The 20,718-nt window shown below is 68.3% G+C and carries 21 protein-coding genes; 8 read left to right on the top strand and 13 right to left on the bottom strand.

Going from position 1 to position 20,718, the window contains the following annotated elements:
• Nucleotides 1-19 precede the first annotated feature (19 nt).
• Nucleotides 20-397, bottom strand: a complete 378-nt coding sequence (locus AC1DSO_RS17745) for a methylglyoxal synthase (protein ID WP_477070083.1) — start codon at nucleotides 395-397, stop codon at nucleotides 20-22.
• Between the two features lie 85 nt (nucleotides 398-482).
• Nucleotides 483-668 (bottom strand): hypothetical protein, encoded by a 186-nt coding sequence (locus tag AC1DSO_RS17740; protein WP_477070082.1) that lies wholly within the window; start codon nucleotides 666-668, stop codon nucleotides 483-485.
• A 170-nt stretch (nucleotides 669-838) separates the two neighbouring features.
• Between AC1DSO_RS17740 and AC1DSO_RS17735 the strand changes: the two genes are divergently transcribed.
• The gene (locus AC1DSO_RS17735; protein ID WP_477070081.1) at nucleotides 839-1,354 is read left to right on the top strand and encodes a hypothetical protein; all 516 of its coding nucleotides are present in this window, start codon (nucleotides 839-841) and stop codon (nucleotides 1,352-1,354) included.
• Between the two features lie 6 nt (nucleotides 1,355-1,360).
• On the opposite strand, the gene AC1DSO_RS17730 is transcribed toward AC1DSO_RS17735, so the two are convergent.
• From AC1DSO_RS17730 to AC1DSO_RS17715, 4 genes are all read right to left on the bottom strand, one after another.
• Nucleotides 1,361-2,959: a peptide chain release factor 3 gene (locus AC1DSO_RS17730; RefSeq protein ID WP_477070080.1), complete on the bottom strand. Its 1,599-nt coding sequence runs from the start codon at nucleotides 2,957-2,959 to the stop codon at nucleotides 1,361-1,363.
• A gap of 18 nt (nucleotides 2,960-2,977) precedes the next feature.
• The gene (locus tag AC1DSO_RS17725) at nucleotides 2,978-4,477 is read right to left on the bottom strand and encodes a DUF1570 domain-containing protein (protein WP_477070079.1); all 1,500 of its coding nucleotides are present in this window, start codon (nucleotides 4,475-4,477) and stop codon (nucleotides 2,978-2,980) included.
• A gap of 142 nt (nucleotides 4,478-4,619) precedes the next feature.
• On the bottom strand, nucleotides 4,620-7,019 hold the full coding sequence (locus AC1DSO_RS17720; RefSeq protein ID WP_477070078.1) for a TonB-dependent receptor plug domain-containing protein: 2,400 nt from the start codon (nucleotides 7,017-7,019) through the stop codon (nucleotides 4,620-4,622).
• A 117-nt stretch (nucleotides 7,020-7,136) separates the two neighbouring features.
• Nucleotides 7,137-8,615 (bottom strand): DUF1570 domain-containing protein, encoded by a 1,479-nt coding sequence (locus tag AC1DSO_RS17715; RefSeq protein WP_477070077.1) that lies wholly within the window; start codon nucleotides 8,613-8,615, stop codon nucleotides 7,137-7,139.
• A gap of 198 nt (nucleotides 8,616-8,813) precedes the next feature.
• Here AC1DSO_RS17715 and AC1DSO_RS17710 point away from each other — a divergent pair, with 198 nt between their 5' ends.
• The gene (locus tag AC1DSO_RS17710) at nucleotides 8,814-8,945 is read left to right on the top strand and encodes a hypothetical protein (protein WP_477070076.1); all 132 of its coding nucleotides are present in this window, start codon (nucleotides 8,814-8,816) and stop codon (nucleotides 8,943-8,945) included.
• A gap of 33 nt (nucleotides 8,946-8,978) precedes the next feature.
• On the opposite strand, the gene AC1DSO_RS17705 is transcribed toward AC1DSO_RS17710, so the two are convergent.
• Both AC1DSO_RS17705 and AC1DSO_RS17700 read right to left on the bottom strand, forming a co-directional pair.
• Entirely contained in the window at nucleotides 8,979-9,359 is a 381-nt protein-coding gene (locus AC1DSO_RS17705) for a hypothetical protein (protein WP_477070075.1), read from the bottom strand.
• Between the two features lie 131 nt (nucleotides 9,360-9,490).
• Nucleotides 9,491-9,820: a DUF1491 family protein gene (locus AC1DSO_RS17700; RefSeq protein ID WP_047407202.1), complete on the bottom strand. Its 330-nt coding sequence runs from the start codon at nucleotides 9,818-9,820 to the stop codon at nucleotides 9,491-9,493.
• A gap of 67 nt (nucleotides 9,821-9,887) precedes the next feature.
• On the opposite strand from AC1DSO_RS17700, the gene AC1DSO_RS17695 reads away from it, so the two are divergent.
• Complete coding sequence (locus AC1DSO_RS17695; RefSeq protein ID WP_477070074.1) at nucleotides 9,888-10,778, top strand: hypothetical protein; 891 nt, start codon at nucleotides 9,888-9,890, stop codon at nucleotides 10,776-10,778.
• A gap of 128 nt (nucleotides 10,779-10,906) precedes the next feature.
• On the opposite strand, the gene divJ is transcribed toward AC1DSO_RS17695, so the two are convergent.
• Nucleotides 10,907-12,655: a cell cycle sensor histidine kinase DivJ gene (gene divJ, locus AC1DSO_RS17690; protein WP_477070085.1), complete on the bottom strand. Its 1,749-nt coding sequence runs from the start codon at nucleotides 12,653-12,655 to the stop codon at nucleotides 10,907-10,909.
• Nucleotides 12,656-12,852: 197 nt separating this feature from the next.
• Between divJ and AC1DSO_RS17685 the strand changes: the two genes are divergently transcribed.
• The 5 genes from AC1DSO_RS17685 to AC1DSO_RS17665 all read left to right on the top strand — a co-directional run bounded on the left by AC1DSO_RS17685 (nucleotide 12,853) and on the right by AC1DSO_RS17665 (nucleotide 16,076).
• A complete protein-coding gene (locus AC1DSO_RS17685; RefSeq protein WP_477070073.1) occupies nucleotides 12,853-13,647 on the top strand; it encodes a sensor histidine kinase in 795 nt (264 codons plus the stop codon).
• A 44-nt stretch (nucleotides 13,648-13,691) separates the two neighbouring features.
• A complete protein-coding gene (locus AC1DSO_RS17680; protein WP_477070072.1) occupies nucleotides 13,692-14,132 on the top strand; it encodes a SufE family protein in 441 nt (146 codons plus the stop codon).
• Nucleotides 14,125-15,078 (top strand): oxygen-dependent tRNA uridine(34) hydroxylase TrhO, encoded by a 954-nt coding sequence (trhO, locus tag AC1DSO_RS17675; RefSeq protein ID WP_477070071.1) that lies wholly within the window; start codon nucleotides 14,125-14,127, stop codon nucleotides 15,076-15,078. The genes AC1DSO_RS17680 and trhO overlap by 8 nt, the downstream gene beginning before the upstream one ends.
• A gap of 58 nt (nucleotides 15,079-15,136) precedes the next feature.
• Entirely contained in the window at nucleotides 15,137-15,586 is a 450-nt protein-coding gene (locus AC1DSO_RS17670; RefSeq protein ID WP_477070070.1) for a PA2169 family four-helix-bundle protein, read from the top strand.
• Between the two features lie 169 nt (nucleotides 15,587-15,755).
• Nucleotides 15,756-16,076: an ArsR/SmtB family transcription factor gene (locus AC1DSO_RS17665; RefSeq protein WP_477070069.1), complete on the top strand. Its 321-nt coding sequence runs from the start codon at nucleotides 15,756-15,758 to the stop codon at nucleotides 16,074-16,076.
• Between the two features lie 54 nt (nucleotides 16,077-16,130).
• On the opposite strand, the gene AC1DSO_RS17660 is transcribed toward AC1DSO_RS17665, so the two are convergent.
• The 4 genes from AC1DSO_RS17660 to AC1DSO_RS17645 all read right to left on the bottom strand — a co-directional run bounded on the left by AC1DSO_RS17660 (nucleotide 16,131) and on the right by AC1DSO_RS17645 (nucleotide 20,670).
• Entirely contained in the window at nucleotides 16,131-17,168 is a 1,038-nt protein-coding gene (locus AC1DSO_RS17660; protein ID WP_477070068.1) for a glycosyltransferase family 2 protein, read from the bottom strand.
• Nucleotides 17,168-18,292, bottom strand: coding sequence for a glycosyltransferase (locus AC1DSO_RS17655; protein WP_477070067.1), 1,125 nt, complete (start codon nucleotides 18,290-18,292; stop codon nucleotides 17,168-17,170). The genes AC1DSO_RS17660 and AC1DSO_RS17655 overlap by 1 nt, the downstream gene beginning before the upstream one ends.
• On the bottom strand, nucleotides 18,289-19,548 hold the full coding sequence (locus tag AC1DSO_RS17650) for a glycosyltransferase family 2 protein (protein ID WP_477070066.1): 1,260 nt from the start codon (nucleotides 19,546-19,548) through the stop codon (nucleotides 18,289-18,291). The genes AC1DSO_RS17655 and AC1DSO_RS17650 overlap by 4 nt, the downstream gene beginning before the upstream one ends.
• Nucleotides 19,549-19,620: 72 nt before the next feature.
• On the bottom strand, nucleotides 19,621-20,670 hold the full coding sequence (locus AC1DSO_RS17645) for a phosphoribosyltransferase (protein WP_477070065.1): 1,050 nt from the start codon (nucleotides 20,668-20,670) through the stop codon (nucleotides 19,621-19,623).
• Between the last annotated feature and the right edge of the window lie 48 nt (nucleotides 20,671-20,718).

The following is a 20,718-nucleotide window of genomic DNA, read 5'->3' as shown; positions in this document are numbered from 1 at the left end:
GAGGGGGAGGAAGATAACGTCAATCCCGGCAGGCCACGATCAGGTCCGCGGTCGCCGGGTTGCAGGCGAACGGGATGTTGGCCAGGGTCGCCAGGCGGATCAGCGCCTTGACGTCGACGTCGTGCGGCTGCGGCGACAGCGGATCGACGAAGAAGATCAGCACGTCCAGCCGGTCCTCGGCGATCATCGCGCCCAGCTGCTGGTCGCCGCCCAGCGGCCCGCTCTTCAGCCGCACCAGATTGAGCTTGGGCAGCGCCTCCAGGATCCGGCCGCCGGTGGTGCCGGTGGCGAACAGCGCCTTGTCCTTCAGGAAGTCCGCGTGAGCCAAGGCCCAGTCGACCAGGGCGGCCTTCTTGTCGTCGTGGGCCACCAGGCCGATGGCGAGAGGATGGGCCATTAGACACGCCATAGTTGATAAAATTGAGGCAGCCAGATAGCCTAGCTTCGTGGACAGCCCTCAGACCATCGACGATTGGCTCAGGCTAGCCCAGATGCACGAGATTGCCGCCAAGCGAATATGCGAAGACARGGTCGCCGCGTCCCAGGCCCTTTTCCATGTAGGCCTCGCTGTCGAATGCGCGCTCAAGGCCCTCATTATGAGGCGAGAACGGTTCAACATATGGCCAAGCAAGGCCGTAAACCCGGAACTCTATACCCACGATCTTCATGGCCTCTTGCGGATCGCCAGGGTGTCGTTGTCGGCAGGGGACCCCGAGGCTCCCAGCTGGCACGTTGTTTTGGCTTGGGATCGCAATCAGGGCTATGATCCCAATCCGATGCCCAGGAAAGTCGCGAGGGCCTGGGTAAAGGCTGCGTTTGGCGAGAAAGGAGTCGTAACATGGATCAGAACGATCTTGGCCTAGCACGCTACGACGCCGGAGCCGACTACCTTGCCGCCCTTCGCAAACTTGGATTGAATCCCGACGCCCTTTTTTGGGCATTTGACAGTGCTGTCGATCAGTTCGTCCTCGTCCTTGTGACCAAGTTCTTTGACTATGCCGGTCCCCTCGCGCTGTCGGAGCTGCTTTTCAAGGCGTACCGCGCGTCGGCGACACCGGCGGAAATCGATCCATTCATCCTGCGGCTGCACAGTCCGAAGCAGAAGATTTTCCGCGACCTGCTCTTCTCCTTGCGCAGTACGGGAACGATCCCGGCGGATGCGGACATCGACGCCTATCACCGCGCGGTCATGGCTGGAGAACAAGCCCAAATTGGTGTTCTGGGCTTCAACTATGCCGAACTCGAAGTATTCGGCGCCTGGATCTACACCGCTACCGAGCACCACACGAAGCTGGCCGATGTCGCCCGCCCTTGGGACCGCCTCACGCATCGTGTAGACGCCCTCGCGGCGTAATTTCGCCTACGCCCGTTCCTTGGTCCGCTCGAAGCGCACTTTCGGGTAGCGCTCGGCGACGTAGCCGATCTCCCAGGACGACTTGCCCAGGAACACCGGGGCCTCGTCGATGTCCTGGCCCATGGCCGACTTGTGCTTGTCGACGAAGTCCTCGACGTCGGCGCGCTCGCCCGACAGCCAGCGGGCCTCGGCATAGGGGCTGGCCTCGAAGATGCACTCCAGCTGGTATTCGTTGGCCAGGCGGTCGGCCATGACCTCGAACTGCAGCTGGCCAACGGCGCCGACGATGAAGTCGCTGCCGATCACCGGGCGGAACAGCTGGGTGACGCCCTCCTCGGCCAGGCCTTCCAGCGCCTTCTTCAGGTGCTTGGCCTTCAGCGGATCCTTGACCCGCACGCGGCGCAGGATTTCCGGGGCGAAGTTGGGCAGGCCGGCGAAGCGCAAGGTCCCGGTTTCGGACAGGCTGTCGCCCACCCGCAGGACGCCATGGTTGGGGATGCCGATCACGTCGCCGGCGAAGGCGTCCTCGGCCAGCTCGCGGTCGGACGCGAAGAACATGATCGGCGCGTTGACGCTCATGGCCTTGCCGGTGTTCTGGGCCTTCAGCTTCATGCCGCGCGTGAAGCGGCCGCTGGTCAGGCGCAGGAAGGCGATGCGGTCGCGGTGGTTGGGGTCCATGTTCGCCTGGACCTTGAACACGAAGCCCGACACCTCGTTGTCGCCCGGGGCGACATGGGTCTCGGCGCCGGCCTTGGTCACCTTGGCCGGATGCGGCGGCGGGGCGTAGCTGCCAATGCCGCCCAGCAGTTCGGAGACGCCGAAATGGCGCAGGGCCGAGCCGAAGAACACCGGCGTCATGTGGCCTTCCAGGAAGCTCTGGACGTCGAACGGCTTGCTGGCCTCGGACACCAGCAGGGCGCCCTCCTCGACCTCGGCCCGCTCCTCGGGGGTCAGGTACTGGACCACCGCGTTGGAGTTGATGGCGACGGGATCGGGATGCCCCTCCTCGTCGGTCGAGCTCTTTTTGGCGTAGGGGATGAACTTCTGGCCGCGCAGGTCCAGCATGCCCTTGAAGCGTCCGCCTGAGCCGGCCGGCCAGTACAGCGGGGCCGGGTCCAGGGCCAGCTTGGACGACACCTCGTCCAGCAGCTCGAACGGATCCTGGGCCTCGCGGTCCATCTTGTTGATGAAGGTGATGATCGGGATGTCGCGCAGGCGGCAGACCTCGAACAGCTTCAGGGTCTGGGGCTCGATGCCCTTGGCGGCGTCCAGCACCATGATCGCCGCGTCGGCGGCCGTCAGGGTGCGATAGGTGTCTTCCGAGAAGTCCTCGTGGCCCGGCGTGTCCAGCAGGTTGAACATCAGGCCGTCGTGGTCGAACGTCATCACCGACGCCGAAACCGAGATGCCGCGCTCGCGCTCGATCTTCATCCAGTCCGACTGGGTGCGCCGCGTCTGGCCGCGAGCGCGCACCGCGCCGGCCGCCCGGATCGCCCCGCCGGCCAGCAGCAGGTTCTCGGTCAGGGTCGTCTTGCCGGCGTCGGGGTGGCTGATGATGGCGAAGGTGCGCCGACGGGCGGCTTCAGCGGCGGGGGAAGTGCTCATGGGCGGGGACTAGCCCCATCAGCTCTTTTTGTCACCCTCGGCGGGCGCCTTCTCCGTCGTTCCGCTGGCCGTCTTGGCGGCGGACTTGTCTTCGGGCATCGCCTTGAGCATGGCCTGGGCTGCGTCCGCCTCAGGACCGCCGTGCGGACTCCCGGCCAAGGGGCGCAGGACGACGCGGGCGGTTTCGAAGTCCTTGGTCGCAACCAGCGCCTTGCCAGCGTCCAGACGCAGATGGCCGACCTGAGGGGCCAGCAGCATGGCCCGCAGCCGGATATTGACCATGTTCTCGTTCAGGGGCTCCAACCGCCTGGCCTCGGCATAGCCGTGCAGCACGCGCGGATCCTCGGGATCGACCTTGAAGGCGCGGGCGAAAGCCTTGCCGGCCTCGCCGAGGATTTCCTTGCGGTGGGCCTCGTCCGCCTCGGCCGCCATCAGCCGGCTTTCGCCCAGCGCCACCAGGGCGTCCTTGTCCTTGGGATCGGCGGTCAGCAGCGCATTCAAGGCCGCCTCGCCGGCGGCGCGATCGCCGAACTGGGTCTCGGCCTGGGCGCGGATAAGCTTGGCGAAGCGGTCGTCGGGATATCTGGCCGTCGCCGTCCGGATCGCTTCCAGCACCTTGGGCTGGTCGTCCTTGGGCACGCCCAGCTTCAGCCTTTGCCCTTCCAGCAACAGGGCGTCCGCGGACGGCGGCAGCACGGTCACCGTCATCGGCGCCTCGACCGGCGTCGTCCGGGGCAGAGCGCCAGCCGGCAGCGGGTGATCCATATAGGTCTGCAGTTTCTTGCGCAGCCCTTCCATGTCGTCGCCATAGACCGCCCGCCAGGCCTCGGGCGGCTTTTGGCCGCCGCGCACCGCCTCCAGATAGGGGCCCAGCTTCTTGCGGCGGTCGGGATCCGACAGGATGTAGTGGGTCAGCAGCCAAGCCTCGGCGTAGTAGCTGAGGGTCTCCCACTTGCCCAGTTCAGCCGGCCGCTTGCTCAGCAGGTCGCCCATCGGGACCCAGGTCATGCCGGGCGCGGTCAGGCTGTAGGCCCGGCCCTTGTTGTAGCCGCCAACGACCAGCCGCTGGGATCCCAGGTCGGCGGTCATGTAATATTCGGCGTAGCCTTCCACGAGCCAGGCCGGATAGGCGCTGGGATAATAGCGCAGCATGAAGTGGTGCACATATTCGTGCATCACCGTGTCGTCGCCGCGGTTCTGGTCGTTCTCAGCGCTGGAGCCGCCGCGAACCGCTACGGCGAAGACCTCGGTCGGCGCGGGAATATAGATCCCCGCCGTGTTGTCGCGCGCTTGCGGGACGACGCGGCGCAGCTGGCCGATGTCCGCGACCAGATAGACCGGCAGCTTGATCAGGATCGTCTCGTCCTTGGGCCGGCCATGCAGCCGGCGCAGCAGGGCGTCGAAATCCTCCAGCATCGAGGCGTATTCGCGCACCGACCGTTCGCTGCGGCCGTAGACGATGAAGTGGTCGCTCTCGGCGCGCCGCCATTCGGCCCAGGCCGGGGCGGCCGTCGTCATGAGGACGGCCGCCGCCGCGACCGCTACCCGCCAAACCCTCACGACGCTCTCCCCGTACGCGCAATCTTGAATTGAGATTAGGCGTAGAGAATGACCGCTGACAAGGCGCGGCGCGCGGCGAAAGCCCCGCGCCGCCTCCGCGTCAGAACTTGGCCGACACCCGGGCGTACCAGAGGCCGCCATCGGTGTCGTACGGGGCGTTGCGCGAATAGATCAGGCCGCGCGAGGCCTGGAACGTCGCCTCGGCCGGATAGGTGTCGAACAGGTTCTCGGCCCCGACCGTCAGCTTGATCGCCGAGGTCAACTCGGCGCTGACCGACAGGTCGACCAGGGTGCGGCCGCCGAAGGCCTGGATCAGGTCGGCGGCCCCGTTGGCCTGGGCGTCGGTCCACTCCCCCGACCAGCGGGCGCGCAGCAGGCCGCTGAACCGGCCCTTGGCGTAGTCGAAGGAGACGTTGGCGGCGTTCTGCGGCAGGCCATCTTCCAGGTTGATGCGGGCCAGCTTCGAGACCTCGGTCAGCTTCGAGCGGGTGACCTTGGTGTCGTTCCAGTTCCAGGCCGCCGTCACGCCGGCCTTGCCGCCCCAGACCTGGCCGCGCCACGATCCGACCACGTCGACGCCCTGGGTGCGGGTGTCGAACGAGTTGGTGAAGTAGCTGACCGTCGTCAGGCTGTCGGCGCCGGGTACGCCCTGGGCGACCAGCTGGGCGCGCAGGGCCGGGGTCACCGTGAAGTTCGGCGAGACGGCGAAGCGGTTGTCGACGTCGATGCGGTAGTAGTCGACCGAGGCGGTGAAGCCGCCCTGGCGGAACACCGCGCCGAACGACAGGTTCTTGGACTCCTCGGGTTCCAGCGGCTTGCCGCCCAGCGCGACGGAGATCGGGTTGATCGGCGACAGCCGGCCCGAGGTGAACAGCAGCAGGGTGGTGGTGTTCAGACCCTGCGAGGTGCGGGTGTTGTTGATCTGGCCGGCGGTCGGGGCGCGGAAGCCGGTCGAGACCGCGCCGCGCAGGGCGAAGTTCGGGGTGATCGCATAGCGCGCGGCGATCTTGCCGTCGGTGGTCTGGCCGAACTCCGAAAAGTCCTCGTGGCGCACGGCGATGTCGGCGTTGAACTTGTCGGTGATCGGCAAATCGAGATCGACATAGGCCGCATAGCTGGTTTGGTCCCACGACCCGGCCTGGCTGGGCGCGTAACCGGGAAAGCCGTTCGAGCCGCTGGGCAGGCCGGCCGGCGCGCCGGGGCCGACGTCCCACGAATAGCGGTCGCCCGCCTCGATCTCGTAGGTCTCCTCGCGCGCTTCCAGGCCGATGGCCAGGTTGGCCGGCTTGGCGAGGAACGACCATTCCAGCGGGCGCGAGGCGTCCAGGTTTAGGGTCTTTTCCTCCTGGATCAGGGCGCCGGCGTCGAAGCGGGTCGGCGAGGTCGGTCCGAACGAGGCGTTGATGCTGTTGCTCAGGACATAGTCGACCTTGTCGCGGCCCCAGCCGGCCGAGGCGTCCCACGACCAGCCGAAGGCGTCGCCGCGCAGGCCGCCATTGGCCGAGGCGTTGGTCTCGTCCTGGCCGAACTTCGGCGAGAAGCCGGCCGGATACAGCTGGCTCAGCGACCAGCCGGGGAACGCCGGGCTGGTCCGGTAAGAGGTGTCGGTCGACGGGTTGCGCCAGTTGAAGTCGGTGACGCCGCTCATGTCGCTGTAGGTGGCGAAGGCGTAGGCCTCGACCGCGTCGCTGACGGGCGCGATCAGGTTCAACGACCCGCGCCACACCTCACGATCGGGCTGGCCCCAGCGCTGCACCGGGCTTGGAACCTTGATGCTGGGATTGGCGGCCTGGAAGGCGATGGCGTCGGGGCGCTGGCGGGTGCGCGAAGTGGCCTCCGCGTCGGTGTAGTCGATCGCGCCGACCAAACTCCCGCCGTTGCCGAAGGCGACGCCGTAGCGTCCGCCGATCTCGGTCTTCTGGCCGTCGCCGGCGAAGTAGCGGCCGGTCTGGGCGTAGCCGTCGAAGCCGGTCTTGTCGGACAGGATGATATTGATCACCCCGGCGATGGCGTCCGAGCCGTACTGGGCCGAGGCGCCGTCGCGCAGCACCTCGATCCGCTCGATGCCGCTGGTCCCGAGCGAGGCGAGGTCGACGCCCTGCTGGCCGCGACCACCCAGCACCGCCGAACGGTGGCGGCGCTTGCCGTTGACCAAAACGAGGGTCTGGTCGGGCGAGAGGCCGCGCAGGGTGGCGGGGCGCACGAAGGCCTGGCCGTCGGCGGCCGGCAGGCGCTGGACGTTGAACGACGGCGTGGTGGCCGCCAGCTTGTCCATGATCTCGTCCGAGACCGTGTTCCTCAGCGCCTCCTGGCTGACGACGTCCACCGGGGCAGTCGACTCGAACGCCGTGCGATCGACACGACGGGTGCCGGTGACCACGACGGCGTCGACCTCGGTGGCGCCATTGGACGTCGCAACGGGCGCGACCTGCTGGGCCTGGGCTTGGCTGGAAAGGGCCAGGGCGAGCGCGCCCCAGGCGACCGTGGACAAAAGCTTCATCGTCAACCTGCACTGTTCAGTTCAGGGCGGGTTAGCGACGGGTCTTGTCAGGTCGGCGACAGGGACGCGTCGGTTCGATGAAGCCTCCGAACGACGTTCCCCGAAACAGCGCCAGGTTCAGCCGGCCTTGGCTCTCTCACGGATCGTCTTGAGCAAGGTCGCCGCCGCCTCGGCCGCCTTACCGCCGTGCGGATCGTTGGCCACCGGCTCCAGCATCCGGATCGCGTCGTCGATGCGGCCCCGCGCGGCCAAGGCTTGGCCGGCGTTCAGGCTGATCTCCCGCACCTGAGGCGCCAGTTGCGCGGTCAGCTCCAGCACGTTCAGGGTGTTGTCACTCGGATAGCCCGGCTCGCCCATCCGGGTTTTCGCGAAGTCGTAGAGCGTCTGGTAGGTGTCCGGCGCGGCCTTGTTGGCCCGGCCGAACAGCTTGGCGGCCTCGGCGATCAAGGTCTTGTCGTTCCCCGCCCTGGCCGCGACCAAGCGGTTTTCGCCAGCCAAGCGCAGGGCTTCGGCGTCCTCGGCGTGGCTCGCCAGCCAGTCGTCGAGCAGCCTGTTCGAGACCGCCATGTCGCCATAGCCGGCTTCCGCCCGCGCGAGGGCCAGGGTCGCCAGCCGATCTCCGGGATACTTGGTCGCCTCGTCCCGCACCGTCTTCAGTAACCGCTCGCCCAACGGCTTGGACGGGGCGCGTTTGGCCAATTGATTCTCGAGCAACAGGTCGCCCGCCGAAGCCGGCAGGTCGGTGACCGTCATCGGAAAATCGGGCCGCCCTTCCCGCACCAGGGTCTTGGTCGGGATGGCGCTGCGCAGATAGACCAGCATTATCCGGTCCAGATCCTCAACCGCGATCCCGGTGGTCCGGGACCAGGCCGACAATGGATCCTCGCCCTTGGCGGTGGCGGCGACATAGGCCGACAGCTTCTTCTTCCGCTCGGGACCCGACAGCATGTAGTGCGTCAGCAACCAGGCTTGGCCGTAGTAGACGCCGGCCTGCTGCCGGGTCAGCTGACCGAGCCGCTTGGTCAGCAGGTCGCGCGCCGGTATCCAAGAGCCGTGCAACAGGATCGACACCCGGCTACCGTTGGGTGCGCCGACCAGGGTCTTCCGGTCCTCGAAATCGGCGGTCATGAAGTACTCGGCGTAGCCCTCGATCAGCCACGCCGGATAGACGCCCGGATAGTGCTGCAGCATGAAGTGGTGCACATACTCGTGCAGGACCGTGTCGTCGGCCAAACCGTTCTGCTTGCGGACCGCCACGGCGAAAATGTCGTTGACGTCGGCGGCATAGAYGCCCGCCACGTTGGGGCCAGCGTCCGGAAAGGCTCGACGCAGCTGGTCGGGACTGCGCACCAGATAGACGTCCAGCTTGCGCGCCGCATCGTCCCTCTCGGCGGCGCGGCCGTGGAACAGGCGCAGCAGCGCGTCGAAATCCTCGAGCTTGCCGGTAAAGGCGCGCAGGCTGGCTTCGCCCCCGTCGCTGTAGACCACGAAATGGGCGCTCTCGGCCTTCTGCCACCCGGCCTGCGCCCGGCCGCCGCCCAGCACCGCCAGCCCCAGCGCCGCGCCCAGGACCGCGCGGCCGAATCCGAAACCCATGACGCCCCCAGATCACAACTCGAGATTGAAGCTAGAGGATCGCCCCCGCCGTTAGCAAGTCGATGGCCGCCCAAACGGTCGCCACACCGCCYGCGAATGCGTCAAAAAGCCCCTATTCGAAGAATGGGTTTGGAGTCATGCTTCCCTTATCCCGCACCGGTGACGTCAGATCATCGGACGGATGGAGGAAATCGAACGATGGCCCTGCTCGACCATCATCGCGGCCACGACCGGCAGCATCCCGCCGGCAGCGCGCTGTGCATTGGCCTCACCCTCGCCGGCCTCACGGTCCTGGCGGTGGTGCTGAGTTGGATGATGACCCTGGTCTAAGCCGTTCGGACAGGCTCCTAGGCGGCCTGGCTCTTAAGCAGCCAAGCGCCGCCAGACCTGACGATCGGCTTCGATATTGGTCAGGGCGCCGGCCTTCTGGCGCTCCATGAGCGTGCCCATGATCTCCACGCTCAGCTGCGCATAGCGCACCTGCACGTCGTCCTTGCGGCAGCCACGGCCCGGCGCGATGAACAGGGCCGCGTTGATTTCCGGGGCCTTGGCCACGATCAGGGCCGCCAGGCGCTGGACCCGCTCCAGATCCTTGCGGTGCAGCAGCGGCTCTTCGGCGAACAGTTCCTTGCCAAGCTCCGCGACAGCGTTGATCGACAGCGCGGCGAAGCGGTCGCGCGTCATCGGCGGCGTCAGCTCGGTCGCGTCGAAACTCAGGACGACGTCGTTCATCAGGAAAAGCATGGCGGATGCCGAACTCTGGGGAGGGGTCGAAAGCCCGCGCACCATGGCCCGAACACGCTTTAGGTCGCGTTTAGGAGCAGGGTTAACGGCCCTCTAGAGTCGAGTTGTCCCCAAGGATCGCCCTATGCGGTTCAAGCCTCCACCGGCTCCGTCAGGAAGTGGCGGCCGTCGCGGTCCTCGATCTCGACCACCCAGACGTCGGGGTCGATGCGGGCGGCGCGCTCGGCATAGGCGTCCAGGTCGGGCTCGAACTCGGACCGCACCGGCTGCATCCAGAAGCGCTCGCCGTCGCCGCGCGTGGCTTCGCTGAACAGCCGCGCGGTCCCGGCCCGGCGGTCGACCACCTTGACCAGCACCGCCCCGGCCCGTGTGTCGCCCTTGCGGGCCACCATGGCGAAAGCCCCGCCCAGCTCGGCGCGGCGGATCAGCGCGCCGACCCAGATATCCGTCGAAAGAAGCATGCGCTAACCGAACCGCAACCACACGGGACGTAAAGCTCGCCCCTCAAGTCTCGAAGCATACGAGCAAATGACGCCGAATACGCACCAGAAAGGTCGCGTGGCGCGATGGATCGGGGTGTCGATTGGGATGGCCGCCTTGGCCATGCCTAGCGCGCTGCTTGCCGCCAACGCCGCCGACCAGCTCTACGAACGCACGCTGATGACAGCGGCCGACGGCCGTTGCCGCCTGTTCGCGCCCTCCATTTCTGCGGCGCTGGACGCTTCGCGGGCCCAGGCGCGCGGCGCGACCCTGCGCTCGGGCGCCAGCGAACTCCAGGTCTCGGCCCTGGAGCAGCGCGCCCGCATGAAGGCCGCGGGCGCGACCTGCAATTCCAAGGACCTGACCCTGGCCGCGTCGCGGGTGAAGGCCGCGTTCGACGGCTATTCGCAGATGCTGAGCATGACCTATCCGGGCGACGTGGCGTCCTGGAAGGCCGAGCGCTCGGTTTCGGCGACCATTCCAGTCTGGCGGCTGTCGCAGCCGGCGACCTTCGGCGGCGACCGCCTGGTGTTCGGCCTGGCCGGCCACGCCAAGGCGCTGACCGTGGTGGCGACCTTCGACAACGGCCAGCGTCCCTATGCGGCGCGGATCATCGTCCGCGACACCGGCCGCACGCTCGGCCCTTATATCGACACTCGCGCCGGCCGGAGTCTCAGCGGCAAGGTCGCGCCGCGCAACGCCAGCCTGGTGTTCGCCGCCGAGACCCGCGGGGAAGCCCCGCTCACCTTGCTGCCGACCGGGGCCAAGACGGGCCTGGCCTTCCGCTTCCCAGCGGCCGCGGCCGACGCGATCACCCAGCTGGATCCGCGCGAGGCGGTGACGGTCGAATTCGCCTTCACCGGCCGCGGCGACGAGGTGACCCGCAAGGCCTATGTCGAGGTCGGGGATTTCGCGGCGGGGCGGGCGTTCTTGCGGTAGGGCTCCGCAAAAACCTGTCATCCCGGCCGTAGGGCAGCGAAGAGCCGGGACCGCAACAAGCTCGGAGCTTCCGGCGGTCCCGGATCTGCGCGCTACGCGCTTGTCCGGGATGACAGTTGCTTTGGACGCTAGCGCGGCGCGAAGGCGATGATGTTGTCGCCCAGGATCGCGGGCGGCGGCTGCGGCGGTTCTTCAGCGAGCGGGGCTTCCGCCGCGGGCTCGGGCTTGGCCTCGAGGGTCACCGACCGCAGCGGGGCCAGCAGCACCGGCAGGCGCACCGAGACGCTGGTGCCCGCGCCCAGGCGGCTTTCGATGGTCATCTCGCCGCCGTGCAGCTTGGCGAAGGCCCGCACCAGCGAGAGCCCCAGGCCCGTGCCCCGGGCGCGCTGCTCGGCGCCGCCGGCCTGCTCGTAGGGCCGACCCAGGCGCTCCAGATCCTCGGGACTGATGCCGACGCCGGTGTCGGCGACGATCAGCTCCAGCACCCCGTCATAGCCGTGCGCCGTGACCGTCACCTGTCCGCCGCGCGGCGTGAACTTCAGGGCGTTGGAGACCAGGTTCAGCACGATCTGCTTCAGGGCGCGGCGGTCGGCGTCGACCTCCAGCTCGGCCGGCGGCAGCACGCCGCGCAGCTGGACGCCGGCGCCGTCGGCCTGGACGCGCAGCAGCCGCATGGCCGCCTGCACCGCCTCGCGGGCGTCGAAGATCCCGCGCTGCAGCTCGAAACGCYCCGCCTCGATCTTCGACATGTCCAGCACGTCGTTGATCAGGTCCAGCAGGTGGCCGCCGCTCTCGTGGATCAGCTCGGCGTATTCGGCGTAGCGGTCGCTGAGCGGGCCGAACATCCGCGCGCGCATGATGTCCGAAAAACCCATGATGGCGTTCAGCGGCGTGCGCAGCTCGTGACTCATATTGGCCAGGAAGCGGGCGCGGCCGGAGGCCAGGGCCTCGGCGTCGGCGCGGGCCTGGTCGAGGGCGGTCTCGCGATTGCGGTCGACGGTGACGTCGCGCAGCACCCCAACCAGCTGGTTCGGCGCCACCCGGATCATGTCCAGGGCGACGATGCGCTCGACGCCGAGCGCCGGATTGAAGGTCAGGCTGGCCGAGCCCTCGCGGTGGGCTTGCGCCACGGCGGCGGTCAGGCGCTGACGGTCGCCCGGCGCGGCCGCGCCAGTCAGGCCGCGATTGACCAGGTCGACGGTGGTGACACCCGGCGGCGGCGCGCCGCGTACGGCCGTCACCTGGCCTTGCCCCTTGATGGCGATCGCCAGGTGCGGCAGGCCGTCCAGCAGGGTTTCCAGGCCGATGATCTCGGAGGCGTGGCGGTCGTCGCGCGCACCCTGGCGGCGGCGGCCGATCAGCAGGCCGGCGGCCAGGCCCAGGCCCGTGGTGACCAGGGCCAGAAAGCCCAGGACGAAGCCCAGCGGGCCGGTCGGCTCCGGCGGGGCCAGGCCAGACAGCTGGGTCAAGGCCGCGACGCAGCCGCCGATCAGGGCCAAGGCCGCGCCTTCGGCCAGGCGACGGGGCTGGTTCAGGATCGACGCCGCGGCGACCGGGGCCAGGCACCAGGCGGCCATGGCGCCGGAGACGCCGCCGGTCAGCACCGCCGCCAGCGCGCCGCCCACGGCCCACAGGACCAGCATTATGGATTGGGTGCGTTCGTCCTCGCGCGTCATGAACAAGGCTACTAGGGCCGGGACCGCGCCCGCGCCCAGAGCCGCCCATACCGGCCAGCCGCCCGCGTCGGTGAACAGGGTCGCCGCCGCCGCCAGACAGACAGCCGCCAGCCAGCCCAGGCGCCACGCGTGCGCGGGATCAAACCCAGCCGGACGTGCGGCGGGGCGTTTGATCGGGTCTGGAAGCGTCTCGAATTCCAAAGGCGGGCCGACTTCAAGCACGGTGGGGAGGATCACCGTCTTCAAAGCTTAACGCGGAGCGGCCGTTCCCCCAAGGCCGCACAATCGTCGAGCGACCTTTCCTGGTGGACGCGTTGTGGACGGAAACGGAATCGTAAGCGCCTTTCGGCATATTCCTGGGCTCGAGCCATCACGGACAGAACGTCCGGGAGCCTATAATGCCAGAAACGGCGTCCTTCGACGCTTCGATCGTCTCCGCCTTGGCGGATCCCGACCCGGCCGACCGCCGGGCGGTCGCGCAGGAGCGTCGACGCCTGGCCCTGGACGATCGCAAGCGCTCGTTCCTGCGCATGGTAAGCCATGAGCTGCGCACCCCGCTGAACGCCGTGATCGGCTTCTCCGAGATCCTGTCGCAGGAGCTGTACGGGCCGCTGGGCAATCCGCAGTATCAGGAATACGCCAAGATCGTGCACGACAGCGGCATGAAGCTGCTGAAGCTGGTCAACCAGATCGTCGAGCTGGCGCGGCTGGAAGGCCACGTCACCGACATCGAGATGACCGCCGAGCCTCTGGACGAGGCCGTCGAGGACGTGCTGGACGGCCTGCGGGGCGAGATCGCCCGCCGCGACGTCATCATCAACGTGGTCGGCGAAGGCGCCCTGCCCTCGGTAATCGCCGACAGCCGAGGCCTGCGGACCATGTTGTCGAACCTGCTGCAGAACGCCGTCACCCACTCGCCCGCCGGGGGCGTGGTGCACATCGGCGCCGCCAGGATCGGCCGCGAGATCGAGATCACCATCCGCGACCAAGGCCCCGGCGTGGAGAGCGCCGAACTGCCCCGCCTGCTGCAGCCGTTCGAACAGGGCGGTTCGACCCTGACCCGGGCCCACGAGGGCGCCGGCCTTGGCCTGCCGATCGTCGACCTGCTGTCACGGGCCATGGGCGGCCAGCTGAAGCTGTCCTCCAGCTTGGGCGCGGGCTTCCTGGCGCGGCTGATACTTCCCGCCGCATAGGCTCGCGCTTGCCTTGGACCGGCCAGGCCCCTAATTGGCCCGCCATGACCAGCGCCATCGACGCCGCCCTCAATGACCTCGCCGACGAGTTCGAGCTCCTCGGCGACTGGGAGGAACGCTATCGCTACGTGATTGAGCTGGGCAAAGAGCTGGCCCCGCTGACCGACGCCGAGCGTTCGGAAGACAACAAGGTGCGCGGCTGCGCCAGCCAGGTGTGGCTGGTCACCCTGCCCCAGGCCGACGGGACCCTGGTGTTCAAGGGCGACAGCGACGCCCACATCGTCAGCGGCCTGGTGGCCATCATGCTGCGGCTCTATTCTGGTCGCGCGCCCGCCGACATCGTCGCCTTCGACGCCAAGGCCGCGCTGGACAAGCTGGGTCTGTCCGAAGCCCTGTCGTCGCAGCGTTCGAACGGCCTGAAGTCGATGGTCGCTCGCATTCAGCACGACGCCCGGGCCGCGCTTGGACAGACCAACCTTGGCTAGCTATCGCGTCGCCGCGCTTTACCGCTTCACGCGGTTTCCGGACCCGGCGGCGATCCAGGGTCCGCTAGCGGCGCTGTGCTGCGGGCTGGGCGTCAAGGGCACCCTGCTGCTGGCCCGCGAGGGGATCAACGGCACCATCGCCGGCGAGGACGCCGCCGTCGAGGCGGTGCTGGACCACATCCGCGCCTTGCCCGGCTGCGAAGGCCTCCAGCCCAAGACCGCCCGGGCCGAGCGCATGCCGTTCTACCGGATGAAGGTACGGCTGAAGAAAGAGATCGTAACCCTGGGCGAACCGGACCTCGACCCGGCCGCCAACGCCGGGACCTATGTCGAGCCGCGCGACTGGAACGCCCTGATCGCCGATCCCGACGTGGTGGTGATCGACACCCGCAATGACTACGAGGTCGCCGTCGGGTCGTTCGCGCGGGCGGTCGATCCCCGGACGTCCAGCTTCTCGGCCTTCCCGGCCTGGTTCCGCGACTATCGCCAGGCGCTGGAGGCCGAGCGCGGCCCCGGCGCCCCGCCGCTGAAGGTCGCCATGTACTGCACCGGCGGCATCCGCTGCGAGAAGTCGACCGCCTTCCTGAAGTCCGAGGGGATCGAGGACGTCTTCCACCTGAAGGGCGGGATCCTCGACTATCTGGAGCAGGTCCCCGCGCCGGAGAGCTTGTGGCGCGGCGAATGCTTCGTGTTCGACGAGCGCGTGGCGGTCGGCCATGGCCTGACGCCCGGAACCCATGTCCTGTGCCGAGGTTGCCGGATGCCGGTCAGCCCGAAAGGCCGCGCCTCGTCGCTCTATGTCGAGGGTGTGTCCTGTCCGGCCTGCCACGACCGGCGCGACGAGGATCAGAAGGCCCGCGCCGCCGAGCGCCACCGTCAGGCGCTGCACTGCGAAGCGCTGGGGATCGACCATGTCGGCGCGAGCTCGCCGGCCAAGACCGGCTGAACCCTTCACCGTCGCCCCGCGTTACCCGGCTCCCCCTCCCGCGATACGGAGCCCCGCGATGCACACCAACGAAGATCACATCAAGCTGGTCAACGGCCTGCTCAAGACCACCATCGACAGCGCCGACGGCTACGCCGAAGCCGCCAAGGACGCCGAGAGCGCGCGCTACAAGGACCTGTTCGAACGCCGCGCCCAGGAGCGCCGCTCGGTGGCCTCCGAGCTGGAGGAAGAGGTCCGTCGCCTGGGCGGCGATCCCAAGGACGAGGGCACGGCCCTGGCCGCCGCTCACCGCGCCTTCCTGAACCTCAAGGACGCCGTCACCAAGGGCGACGAGGCGGTGATCAGCGAGGTCGAGGCCGGCGAGGACTTCATCAAGGCAAAATATGAGAAGGCCCTGAAGGACACCGACGTCGATCCCCAGACCCGCGCGACGATCGAAAGGGCCTGGACGTCCGTGAAGTCCGGTCATGACCAGATGCGCGACATCAAGCACATGCTGAAGCACTAGCTTCGGAACCACAAAAGCTGTCATCCCGGCCAAGCGCGAAGCGCGCCGAGCCGGGACCGCCGGAAGCGCTGAGCTTGCCGCGGTCCCGGATCTTCGCTGCGCTCGTCCGGGATGACAGTTTTGATGACAGGTTTCTTGTGAATTTGCCTCCGCGCCTTCCCCATCGCATATGAAGCACATGGAAGACGCGCCGCGCCCCAGCCTCGACGCCCCTGTTGTCCTTGACGAAAGGCAGATCAACCTGATCGCCAAGGCCCTGGCCGAGCCGCGCCGGCGTCAGATCCTCAGGGAGATCGGCGCCAACAGCGAGCCGACCCCCTGCGGCGACGTCGCCCAGCACGTGACGGTCAGCGCCGCCACCTTCTCGCACCACATGAAGGAACTCGAGACCGCCGGCCTGATCCGCATTTGCCGGCAGGGCAAGTTCGCGTTCCTGATCCTGCAGCGCGACGTGCTGAACGCCTACCTGGCCCAGCTGGCGGAGATCTGAGTCCGGCGTTGTTGGCGCGGTTGCCGTTGGCCGGGGCCATCATCGTCGAGCGATTCAGCCAACGACGTTGGCCGCCGCGAAGGGCAGCCGGCGCGGCGGGGTCTGACCCGTGATCCGCCACCGCCAATAGCCCACGGACCAGCCCAGATGCATGAGCATCGCCGCCAGGCCCGAGCCGAAGGCGCATCGATCCCTGGCCCGCCAGCCGATCAGCGCGCCGCCCGCCAGGCATAGCAAGGCCCAGGCCAGGGCCGGCAACGTCGCCGCCAGGGCCCACGGCGTCAGCGCCGCCAGGGGCGTCGCCAGAACCGCCGCCAAGACGGCCGGCGCGACGGCCAGCGGCGCCAGCTGGMGGACCTTCAGCGGGGTCCGATGACGCGCCACCGTCTTGGCCCGGCCCCGGCCGTAGTTGAGGTACTGCCGAAACAGCGATCCCGGGTCCGAGCGGGGGTGGTAATCGATGGCGAGGTCGGCCGCCATCCAGATCCGCCCGCCCCCCTGGGCGAGCCGCAAGTCCAGTTCGGCGTCCTCGTTGTGGCTGAACCCCTCGTCGTAGCCGCCCGCGCCCTGGAAGGCCTCGATCGACATGAGGGCGTGGTGGCCGTGGTCCACCCAGCCGCCTCCTGCGCCGCTGCGATGGGCCGCGCCGCCGGTTCCGAGCTTGGAGTTCTGGGCGGCCGCGGCGGCCTTCTGGAAGCAGCCTCGCCCCACCGTGCGCATGGGCGTCACCACCGAGACCGCGCCCATCGCCTCGGCCGTGGCGACCAGGCGCGAGACATAGGCCCGCGGATAGCCGGCATGGGCGTCGATGCGGATCAGCCAGCGGCGATCTCCGCCGAACCGCGCGACGGCCAGGTTGATCGCCGCGCTTTGAATGCGGTCGGGATTGGCCAGCAAGCGCACGCGCGGTTCCCGGGCGGCGACCGCCTCGACGATCGACACGCTGGCGTCCGTGCTGCCGCCGTCGGCCACGACGATCAGCGCCTCGCGGGCCGCGGCATCCGCCAGCAGTTGATCCAGGAGGCTCTCCAGGTTCGCCGCCTCGTTGAGGCAGGGAACCACGACCAGTACATCACGTCCGTCGACGGCCATCAGCGCGCGCCTCCCAGGCTGGTCACTAGGCGGCGGCAATCGGCCCAATCCGCCACCAGGTCGGAGAGTGGAATGGCCGAGGTCGCGCGTCGCCGACGGATGTAGTCGTCCACGGTCAGCCCCTCGAAGAAGGCCGGCAGCTCCCGTTCCGGATCAGAAATCAGCACCCCGGCGCCGCGCCGCGCCAGCCAGCGGCCGGTCTCCACCTCGCCCAGCGCGATGGCCGGCACGCCGTTCAGGCCGCCCTCATAGAGGCGATTGGGCAGCAGCCACGAGGAGTTGAGCCCCTCTTCGAAATAGTCGACCGCCCAGGTGAAATGCACGCCGCGATAGAGGTCCGGAAGCTCTTCGGACCGATAGGGGCCGCCAAACCGCAGGCCCGGCGTGCGGTCAACCACCGCGTCGAAGTCGCTCAGGATGTCGTAGGACGGCCGGCCGCGGATCACCACCTCGATCAGTCCGTCGGCGCGTTCGACCAACCGGGTCAGCAGGTCCAGGCTTTTGCGGCAGCGGATCATGCCAAACCACCCGATGCGCCAGGGCGGTCCGGCCGACGCGGCGTCCAAGTCCGGTCGCGCGGGGGCGGCCACGTCCGTCAGCACCTTGTTCTCGACCAGCAGGACGGGCGCGCGACACTCCTGCCGGGGCGCGAAATAGCGCTCGACGAAGGCCGGAGAACTGACGATCACCTGGGCGCAGCGGGTCAGCAGACCCCGCTCGACGGCGCGCAGGACCTTGGACTTGAGCCCCGTTCCCAACAGGGTCCGGTGGATGTCGAGGCATTCATAGACCAGGCTCGCGCCCGGCGCGTGGAGCGCGCGAGCCCAGGCGGCGAGGGCCAGGCATTCCAGATTGCGCGCCAGCACCACGTCCGCGTCCGCGACCTGGGCCTTCAGGCGACCGGCCTTGAGGAGATTGACCGCCACCGCCCCCGCGCGCTGGGCAAGCTGGGCGTTGTGGGTCTGGCCCAGATCGATGGCGGGAATGCCCTCGACCTGGTCGATCGGCGCGTCGGCGCGGCGAAATCCCAGCACGGCCACCTCACAGCCGCCGGCGCGCAGCATGCGCACGCGACGGCGCACCGCCGCGTCGTCGAGATCATGGACGAAATAGGCGACCTTCACGCGGGAGCCTCGCACCCCAGCGGCGTGACCCGGTACATGAACAATCGCCGGCCCCGCGCCTTCCAGTATTCAGCCAGATAGCCGGGCCGCAGCAGGTGCGAGAGCAGCAGCAGAACCTGTCCGACCTCGGCCTGGCTCGTCTTCTCGGTCAACAGCTTGCGGAGCCGGTGCGAGACCGGCAACAGCAGGTTGCCGGCGATCTGTGAGGCCTGTCGGCGATTGGCGAACATCCTGATCGTGGCGAAGAAGGCCGACGCTTCGTCCGAGTTGGAGAAGGTCGAGCGGGCGCCGCTCTGGAACACCCGCCGCAGGGCCGCGATCTCCTGCTCGTTCAGCGTCGCGACCTGCAGTCGGGCGCTGAGCTCCGCCGCCTCGACCATGTCGGCCTCCGCCAGATCCCACAGACCCTTGCGCGCCATGATGCAGGCGCGCTGCAGCAGGGCCGTCAGGCGTTTGCGGCGAGGATCGATGGCGGGATCAGCCTCGATATAGAATTCCATCAGGTCATGGCTGGCGTGTAGGTCGCGGAAGATGACCTGGTTGAACTTGCGCCAAGCGGCTTCCACCTTGTCGGCCCCGACGCTGGCCGCGCGCGGGCCCCGCACGCCGGCATGATGCCGCTGGTGGAAGGCCACGAACGACAGGCCTCGCCCCCGGAAGCGCCGGGTCAGCCGCAGGTTCATCTCGTAGTCCTGCGACCGCGTCAGCCTGACGTCGAAGGGGCCGACGGCCGCGTAGCACCGCCGGCGCACCAACATCGAGCCCTGCCAGATGAAGAAATCCTCCATCAGCCGCACATAGAGGGCGGCGCGATCGCCGGATTCGTAGGAGGTGTTCGGTTCGGTCAGCGGCGACGGCCACTCCCCCTCGAACTTGTCGCAAAGGCCGTAGGTGAAATCGAGGTCGGGGTCGGCGGCCAGGGGCGCATAGAGCCGCTCCAGCGCGTCGGGCGTGGCGATGTCGTCGTCGTCGAAGATCCAGACGGCGTCCTGGCTCGCCCGCGACAGGCCCAGATTGAGCGCCACGGCCTTGCCGCTGTTGTCCTGCCGCAGATAGGTGACGGCGGGACCAAAGCGTTCGACGACCGTCGCGGTGTCGTCGTCGGAGCCATCGTCCACCACCAGAATCTCGGCGGCGGGGCGGCTCTGCGCCACGAGGCTGTCCAGCGCCTCGCCCAGCAGACGGGCGCGGTTGAAGGTGGGCACGATGATGCTGACCGGCAGCGGCGGCGCCGGGCTGTGCGTTGGCGAAATCAAGTCGAGCTCCCAAGGCGTTGGTGCGAAACCGAGCGCCCCCCCGGTGACGACCTCCACGTTCGTGGCGTGGCTTCAGGCCTCCTGTCGGTTGGCGGCCGCGCGGCCGGCCGGACGCGCCGCCCGCCCCAGGGCGCCATACAGCGACGGGCCCAGCAGCCGCCGGGCCACGCGCTTGAGCGTCATGCGCGAGGACGGGGTCTCCACCGCGCCGCGCAGGCGATCGCGGGCGACCTGCCGCTCGCGCATGCGCATCTGATCCTCCAACCGGTCCGGGTAGAGGATGGTCTGGGTCTCGATGCTGAGCACCGGCTTGCGTGAAAGACGCGCGATCTCGACGGCCTGGCGCTCCTCGCTCTCGATGAACAGGGTGGCGTCGAGCCCGGCATAGACCTTGGCCTTGAAGCCGCCGTGGGCTCCTAGCCGGCGGCGCTCCTCGGCGCTGGGCAGGTCCAGCATCCACAGCTTGCCATACTCAATCCCCGCCTCGGCCAGCCATGCCTCGGTCGCGGCTCGGTGCTTCTCCAGCCGGCTGGTCACCAGATGGCCGACCTTCTGGGTCGGGCGCAGGAACGGCCGGGCGTCGCGCAGGAAGGCCTCGTAATGAGGGCCATCATCGTTTTCCACGTCGCTCGGATCGCAGCAGAGCACCCCGTCGATGTCGAGGCAGGCGTCGGCCAGGAACTTGTGGTGCATGACGTTCCACTGGAACATCCGGGGTCGCGGCACGGTCTCCAGGACGATGTCCGCCTCGGGATGCTCGGCCCCCAGGCCGTAGGCCGCGCAGAACAGAACCTTGTCCGAAAGACCCGCCTCGGCCAGCTTTTGACGCGCCTCCAGCATCGATCCGCCGGAGTTGATGCTGTCGTCGATCACCAGGATCCGGCGATATTCGCCCCCATCGACAGTCAAGCTTTGCAATGGCCGCGTTCGACCTTTGGCCAGTATTCTGCCCTGGAGAAAGCCATCGAAATCCGCCAGTGGCAAGTTTAAGGCCAAGCTTAGCATGTTCGCCGGAATAAGGCCGCTGCGCGGTATGCCTACGATAAGGTCGACATCGGGGGGTATTTTCCTGAGGTTACGAGTGATCGTGGCGTTCAAATCCGCGATGGATCGGTAATGCATTGGCGCCTCACTTGACGCGTCATGGCCATAGCGGCCTATGCTGCAACT

This window comes from Caulobacter sp. P4_E5 (assembly GCF_056401555.1).
This window is presented reverse-complemented; position numbering and strand designations above follow the sequence as displayed.